At 72.4% G+C, this 6,450-nt stretch carries 8 protein-coding genes; 2 read left to right on the top strand and 6 right to left on the bottom strand.

The window, feature by feature from the left end; translation table 11 throughout:
• A partial coding sequence (locus ACRDSK_RS30710; protein ID WP_431444892.1) for an AraC family ligand binding domain-containing protein occupies positions 1-476 on the bottom strand: 476 nt, incomplete at its 3' end.
• Between the two features lie 63 nt (positions 477-539).
• Here ACRDSK_RS30710 and ACRDSK_RS30705 point away from each other — a divergent pair.
• The gene (locus tag ACRDSK_RS30705; RefSeq protein WP_431444891.1) at positions 540-917 is read left to right on the top strand and encodes a VOC family protein; all 378 of its coding nucleotides are present in this window, start codon (positions 540-542) and stop codon (positions 915-917) included.
• A 1-nt stretch (position 918) separates the two neighbouring features.
• Here ACRDSK_RS30705 and ACRDSK_RS30700 read toward each other — a convergent pair whose 3' ends face one another.
• Positions 919-1,473 carry a carboxymuconolactone decarboxylase family protein gene (locus ACRDSK_RS30700; protein ID WP_431444890.1) on the bottom strand — a complete coding sequence of 185 codons (555 nt, stop codon included), beginning with the start codon at positions 1,471-1,473 and terminating at the stop codon, positions 919-921.
• 77 nt (positions 1,474-1,550) lie between these two features.
• On the opposite strand from ACRDSK_RS30700, the gene ACRDSK_RS30695 reads away from it, so the two are divergent.
• Positions 1,551-2,345, top strand: a complete 795-nt coding sequence (locus tag ACRDSK_RS30695; RefSeq protein WP_431444889.1) for a helix-turn-helix domain-containing protein — start codon at positions 1,551-1,553, stop codon at positions 2,343-2,345.
• A gap of 45 nt (positions 2,346-2,390) precedes the next feature.
• On the opposite strand, the gene ACRDSK_RS30690 is transcribed toward ACRDSK_RS30695, so the two are convergent.
• The 4 genes from ACRDSK_RS30690 to ACRDSK_RS30675 all read right to left on the bottom strand — a co-directional run.
• Positions 2,391-3,185: a Rieske 2Fe-2S domain-containing protein gene (locus tag ACRDSK_RS30690; protein WP_431444888.1), complete on the bottom strand. Its 795-nt coding sequence runs from the start codon at positions 3,183-3,185 to the stop codon at positions 2,391-2,393.
• A 24-nt stretch (positions 3,186-3,209) separates the two neighbouring features.
• The gene (locus ACRDSK_RS30685) at positions 3,210-3,866 is read right to left on the bottom strand and encodes a DUF6529 family protein (RefSeq protein WP_431444887.1); all 657 of its coding nucleotides are present in this window, start codon (positions 3,864-3,866) and stop codon (positions 3,210-3,212) included.
• 97 nt (positions 3,867-3,963) lie between these two features.
• A complete protein-coding gene (locus tag ACRDSK_RS30680; protein WP_431444886.1) occupies positions 3,964-4,707 on the bottom strand; it encodes a hypothetical protein in 744 nt (247 codons plus the stop codon).
• Positions 4,708-4,800: 93 nt separating this feature from the next.
• On the bottom strand, positions 4,801-6,450 hold a 1,650-nt coding region (locus tag ACRDSK_RS30675), incomplete at its 5' end, for an asparagine synthetase B family protein (protein WP_431444885.1).

Genomic DNA, 6,450 nt, shown 5'->3' with positions numbered 1-6,450 from the left:
GCGCGGCCCGGATCGACGAGCAGCGCGTTCGCCACGGCGAGCGCGCGCGGATCGGTGGGCATCGGCAGGCGCAGCGGGGCATCGGGAAGGTCGACGACGTGGTCAACGAGCACGTCGGCGAGTCGCCGGTATGCGGGCACCGACAGGTCCAGCGGGCACACCCGCGCGAGGTGCAGGATCAGCTCCCGGAGCAGCGGCGGAACCGCGACGACTCGGCACGGCGTGGTCAGGTCCCACAGCTCGGCGGGCAGGTAGAGCGCCCGCACGCCGGCCCGTCCGTGCACGACCACCTCCGGCACGTCGCCGACGGGAATCCAGGCCGCCCGGTCTCGCGGCACCGCCCAGGTACCCGATCCGGTGTGCACGCTCAGCACGCCGCGGCTCGCGTACAGCAGCTGGTGCCAGCCCGGCGCGGTCGGCAGGGTGAACGCGCCGGGCGGGTGGCCCACCGAGTAGGCCCGGATCAGATGTCGCATCTTCGACATTGTGTGCCCGATCGTCGAATGCGCACCAGCCCCTGCGTCGGTCAGGCTTGCCGCATGAACGGAGAACTCGCGCACTTCGCGCTCAACGCCGACGACGTCGAGGCGACCAAGAGGTTCTACGAGGAGGTGTTCGGCTGGCGGTTCGAGCCGTGGGGGCCGCCGGACTTCTTCCACATCGAGACCGACGCCGGCACCGGCCCGCGGGGTGCGCTGCAGCGACGCCGCGAGCTGGTGCCGGGCACCCGCACGGTCGGGTTCGAGTGCACGGTCACGGTGTCCGATGTGGACGCCGTGGCCAAGGCCGCCGTCGCCGCCGGAGGGCGGGTCGTGATGGCGCGGTCCACGATCAGCGGCGTCGGTGACCTGGTGTTCGTGGCGGACCCGTCGGGCAACGTGGTCGGCGCGATGCGCTACGACGGGTCCGCCGAGTGAGTCAGCTCCAGGCCTGGGCACCGAACGCGTTGTCGAGCGGTGGGTCGCTCAGGTTGGCCACCCAGTTCGCGACGCAGGTGTAGCCGATCTGGGCGATCACCTCGAAGACCTGCTCGCCGGTGTACCCGGCCGCGCGCAGCGCCTCGACGCGCACCGCGGGGACGTGACCTCGTTCGCGCAGCACGGCGAGGGTGAACTCGTGCAACGCGCGCAGCCGCTCGTCGGCCGGGGCCGTGCCGGCTCGCAGCGCCGCGACGGTCTCGTCGGGCGCGCCCTGGCCGCGGGCGAAGACCGTATGCGCGGCCATGGAGTACCGGCACGCGTTCTCGTGGCTGACGGTCAGGCCGACTACCTCGCGCTCGGCGCCGGTCAGTGCGCTGCCGCGCAGCGCCTCCTGCAGCGCGCCGAACCCGTTGATCAGCACGGCCGAGCCGGCCATCGTCGCGGCGAGGTTGGGGATGAAGCCGATCCGCTGCTCGAGCGCGGTCAGCGCCGGCCGCGCCGCTTCGGGGGCGGAGTCGAGGGTGTGGACCTGGAACGCTTGCTGTGTCGTCATGTCCCGATCGTCCGCGGCGCCTCAATTCCCTGCGAGGGAAGTGCGGGCCCACCGGCCGCTGGCTATCGTCGGAGTCCGTGACCGCGGTGAAGGCGAAGGAGCGGCCGGCAGTCGGGCGGCTGCTCCAGTACTGGCGGCAGGTGCGTCGGATGAGCCAGCTGGCTCTGGCGACCGAGGCGCGGGTGACGCCGCGACATGTCAGCTTCGTGGAGAGCGGCCGGGCCAGCCCGAGCCGGGAGATGGTCCTCACGCTCGCGAGCACGCTGGACCTGCCGCTGCGCGACCGCAACCAGCTGTTGCTCGCCGCCGGGTACGCGCCGCTGTACCGGGACACCGATCTCGACCAGCCGGCGATGGATCCGGTCCGCGCGGCGATCGACCGGGTGCTGGCCCAGCACGAGCCCTACCCGGCGGTGGTGCTGAGCCGTCACTGGGATGTGTTGCGCACCAACGAGTCCGCGGCCGCGCTGTTCGGCTGGCTTCTCGGCCCGGCCGCCGGGGCGGCAAACGTGCTGACGCTGATGTTCGACCCACGAGGACTGCGCCCGCACGTGGCGAACTGGCCGGACGTGGCGCAGGCGCTGGTCCAGCGGGTTCACCGCGAGGCGGTCGGCGGCGTCCCGGACCCGCGGACGACCGCCCTGCTCGAGGAGGTACTCACCGCGCCGGGCGTGCCCGAGCGCTGGCGGGCGCCGGACTTCACCGCCGACCTGTTGCCCGTCGTCCCGGTCGAGTTCGCCAAGGACGACCGGTCGTTGCGCTACTTCTCGATGGTGACCACCGTCGGCACCCCGCAGGACATCGCCGCGCAGGAGATCCGCCTGGAGTGCTTCTTCCCCACCGACGACCCGACGGCGGCCCACCGCTGGTGAGACCGCCGCCGGAGAAAGCCGTCAGAGAAACCTTCGGAGAACCTGTCAGGCCAGGGTGATCTGGTCGCCCTCGACCTTGACGCCGCGCAGTCCCAGCGGCTTGCCGGCCGGGCCGGTGCGCACGGAACCGTCGGCGATCTCGAACTTGCTGCCGTGGCAGGGGCAGTTGATCGTGCCGCCCTGGACGGCGTTGACCGCGCAGCCCGCGTGCGTGCAGGTCGCGGAGAAGGCCTTGAACTCACCCTCGACCGGCTGGGTGACGACGACCTGCTCCTTCTCGAAGACCTTGCCGCCGCCCACCGGGATGTCCTTCGTGGACGCCAGCCCCTGGACCGGCGGCTTGTCGGCCGGCGGCTTCTCCGCGGGCGGCTCCTCGGCCGGCGGCTCGGTCGTCTGGGCACCTCCGCCGCCACCGGTGGTGAGCTTGCCGTCGGCGGTGACGGTCACCTCCTGCGCGGGCAGGGGCTTGGCCGCCGGCCCGTTCTTCACCGAGCCGTCGGCGACGGCGAACTTGCTGCCGTGGCAGCCGCAGTTGATGGTGCCGTCGGCGACCTTGGCCACGACGCAGCCCGTGTGGGTGCAGACCGCGGAGAAGCCCTTGAACTCGCCCTTGGCCGGCTGGGTCACCACGATCTTCTGGTCGGCGAAGACCGTCCCGCCGCCGACCGGGACGTCCGCGGCGGCGCCGAGGACGGTGCCCTCCGCAGCCGCTGAGGTTGGCGGTGTCTCGGCCGCGGGTTCGGCATACCGGGCGCAGCCGGCGGTCGCGCCGGCGATCATCACCGCACCGGCCACCGCTGTCCGCCTCGGCACGCCCTGGGCACGCGTGTCGTCCGCCATTGGTTACCCGACCTCCAGAATCACCTAGAACTGCACACCGACGTTGGAGAAGAACCACAGCGACGAGGTCAGCCACAGCGCCGTCAGGCCGGTGAACACGAGTCCACCGATCACCGGGAGCACCCAGGGCTTCTGGTCGTCGCGGGCGAGCACGATCATCTTGCAGACGAAGATCCCGTAGAAGAAACAGCCGAGCAGCGAGTGCAGCAGCACCCGAGTGTCGAAGCTCTGGAAGCCCAGCGCGTACAGGCAGTGCGCGGCCACCGGCAGCGACACCAGCACGGCGAACCGCCCGGACCACCGGTGCAGCTTGGCCGAGACGGGACCGCCACCACGCACGCCCGGCAGCCGGCCCCACATCGCCATGGCCGACAACAGCTGCACGATCACCAGCGCGAACGAGATCGTCGCGAGCCAGGCCTTCGCGTGCAGGCCACTGGAGAAGCCTGCCAGGCTGATCGCCTCACCGGTCGGCTCGTGCAACGAGCCGTACACGCCGAGGGCGATCGCGATGAGAGAGCCGATGCCGAGCGCGACCAGGACCCGGCCGAAGTTGCCCTCCGGCTCCGGCTCCCGCTCGATCTCCCAACCCGGCCCGTCCCACCCCGGCTGCTGCGGCGGAGGTTGTTCGTCCCACCCCGCACGCGGCGACGTCCAGTGCTGCTGGACCGGCTGTGTCATGTCGGCATCCGGCTGTGGGCCACCCGGCCCGAAGTCCGACGTGCTCATCCGGCGCATCTCATCTCTCCCCGACCTGGCGCGTTGTACGTGTCCGGAGTCAGCCGAACGTGGTCTTGCCGTCGACCTCCTCGGCGTCGACACGCTCACCGTTCATCATCACGCCACCCTCGTCCGGGTTCAGCGGCGGCGCGGGCTTGGCCTGGCCACCGGTGTTCGCGATCCCGACCTGGGTGCCGTTCGGCATGATGATCCAGCCGACCGTGGTCTCGCCGTTCTGCCCGCGGTAGAGACCCGCGGGGTCCTTGGCGACCGCGATCGTGAACTGCAACGTCTCCTCGGCGATCTCCACGGTTCCGGTGAGCTGCTTGCCCTTGAGCTCGGCGGTCAGCGTGGTCGTCTTCGCCTTGTCGGCGAGCTCGATCTTGCCGTCGACGATGCTGCCCTTCAGCCAGGACTCGACGGTGTCGCCGTCGCACAGGTACGCGGCGGCGTCGTCGCCCTTGACCGCGACGGCGATCGCGAGGTCGCTGCCCTCCGCGTCACCGGCGTACGCGGCCTCGGCCGGGAACGTCGGCGCGGGCGGCGCCTCGGGGCTGTCCTCGGCCTCGCCGCCGCCGGGGGCCTTCTCGCCCTCCGCCGGCGGCGCCTTGGGCTTCTCCGGCGGCGGGTTGTCGTTGTTGTTGCCGGCCGGCGGGTTGTCCGGCGACGGCACCTCGACCCCGGAGTCCTGCTGCTCCCCGGCCGTGTTCTCGACCAGCGCGCCAGCGGAGTTGGCCGTCATGAATCCGATCAGGCCAGCCACTGCGACGACGGCGGTGACCACCGGGCCACGATGTGTCACGGCACTCTCTCCTCAGCTCGCGTGGATACGAAAGAGCCGGCTCGGCTCGCCCTCATACACGGGTGTGTGGGCCAACCGGTTCAATCCGCGGCCTCAGTGATCGGCCGACCGCGAGGGCGTGCCGAACGAGCGTAGCCAGAGCTCCAGCGTCAGCACCAGCCATAACTTCCCTCCGTGACGGGGTAGCAACGTGCCCTCGCGGCGCAACCAAGATCGGATCGTGTCGCGCCGGAACAGGCCGCTCGCCGACGGCCCCAGCAGCAGGTCGTGGCCGAGCTCGGCCAGCGGGCCGCGCAGCCAGTGCTGGACCGGCACCCGCATGCCGCTCTTGGGCCGGTCCACGATCGTCGGCGGCAGCAGGTCGCGGACCGCCTCCTTGAGGATCCACTTCTCCGTCGTGCCGGCGAGCTTCCATCTCGGCGGCACCCGGAAGGCCTGGTCGACCACCGCGCGGTCGAACAGCGGCGCCCGGCCCTCCAGGCCGCTCGCCGCGGTGAGCCGCTCGACCTTCGTCAGGATGTGGTGCGCGCCCTTGGTCCGCAGGTTGGCGTGCAGCAGCTGGTTGAGCAGGCTCGGCATCCGGTCCGGGCGCAGGTAGGGCGCCACGTGGTCGGTCAGCGGCGGCGCGCCGGCCAGCTCGGCGTGCACCTCGTCGGTGAGCAGCACCGGCAGGTCGGCGAGGCACTTGCGGTACGAGTCGAGGTAGGCGCGGGCCCGCGCGTCCGGGGCCGGGTCGTCGCGGTGCAGCTCGAAGATCAGCATCGGCAGGTTCTTCGGCCCGCCGAACACCGGGTCGCCGCCCTCGCCGTTGAGCACCACGCGCGCGCCGTCGGCCGCCACGGCCTCGGCGAGCAGCAGGTTCGGCACGGTCAGCGGGTCGCCGACGGGACAGTCCAGCAGGGCGACGGTCCCTGGCAGCCGTGCCGCCACCTGCTCCCCCGACACGGTCAGCACCCGATGCTCGGTGTGGCAGTGCGCGGCCACCAGCCCGGAGTAGGCGAGCTCGTTGGGCGTGGTGTCGCCGAAGCTGATCGAGTACGAGCGAACCGGCTGGTCGTGGCGCTTCGCCGCGATCGCGGTGACCAGGCTCGAGTCGACGCCCCCGGACAGCAGCACGCCGACCGGCTCGGCCGCCGGCAGCCGGCGCGTGGTGGCGTCCTCCAACAGGGCCCGCAGGATCTCGGCGTGCTCGCCGGGCGGGCGCTCGTCGAGGTCCTCGGCCGGCTCCCAGAACGTCTCCTCGACGCGCGACCCGTCGGGCCGCAGCCGCAGGCAGCGCCCGGGCAGGGTCTCGTGGATCCCGCGCAGCAGCGTCTCCGCACCCGGCAGATAGGCGAACGTCAGGAACGACCGCACGGCCGGCAGGTGTGGACCGGTGGCCAGCGCGGGCCACCGGCGCAGCGCCCGCAGCGAGGTCGCCGCGGCCCAGGTGGCGCCGGCCCGGGCGTGGAAGGCGGTCCGGGCGCCGACGTGGTCGCGGATCAGCACCAGCTCCGGACCGGCCGCGGTGTCCTCGACGACAACCAGCGCGAACATGCCCTCCGCGGCCGCGACGCCGGCCGGCCCGAGCCGGGCGTAGCAGTGCAGCAGCAGCTCACCGTCCGAGCAGGCCGCCGGGGCGGCCACCCGCGCCCGCAGCTCGGCCGCGTTGTGCAGGGTGACCTCGCCGACCGCGTGCCACCGGTCCACATGGAACGGTCCGGCCGCCGCGCCGGGGCCGGCGACCAGGCCGAAGGCCCAGCC

Source organism: Actinophytocola sp. (assembly GCF_050699915.1).
Classification (GTDB): domain Bacteria; phylum Actinomycetota; class Actinomycetes; order Mycobacteriales; family Pseudonocardiaceae; genus Actinophytocola.
This window is presented reverse-complemented; position numbering and strand designations above follow the sequence as displayed.

Bases quoted from the DNA above. Each gene is read 5' to 3' on its own strand.
- ACRDSK_RS30705 (WP_431444891.1), top strand. From the start codon at position 540: ATGAACGGAGAACTCGCGCACTTCGCGCTCAACGCCGACGACGTCGAG.
- ACRDSK_RS30700 (WP_431444890.1), bottom strand. From the start codon at position 1,473: ATGACGACACAGCAAGCGTTCCAGGTCCACACCCTCGACTCCGCCCCC.
- ACRDSK_RS30690 (WP_431444888.1), bottom strand. From the start codon at position 3,185: ATGGCGGACGACACGCGTGCCCAGGGCGTGCCGAGGCGGACAGCGGTG.
- ACRDSK_RS30685 (WP_431444887.1), bottom strand. From the start codon at position 3,866: ATGACACAGCCGGTCCAGCAGCACTGGACGTCGCCGCGTGCGGGGTGG.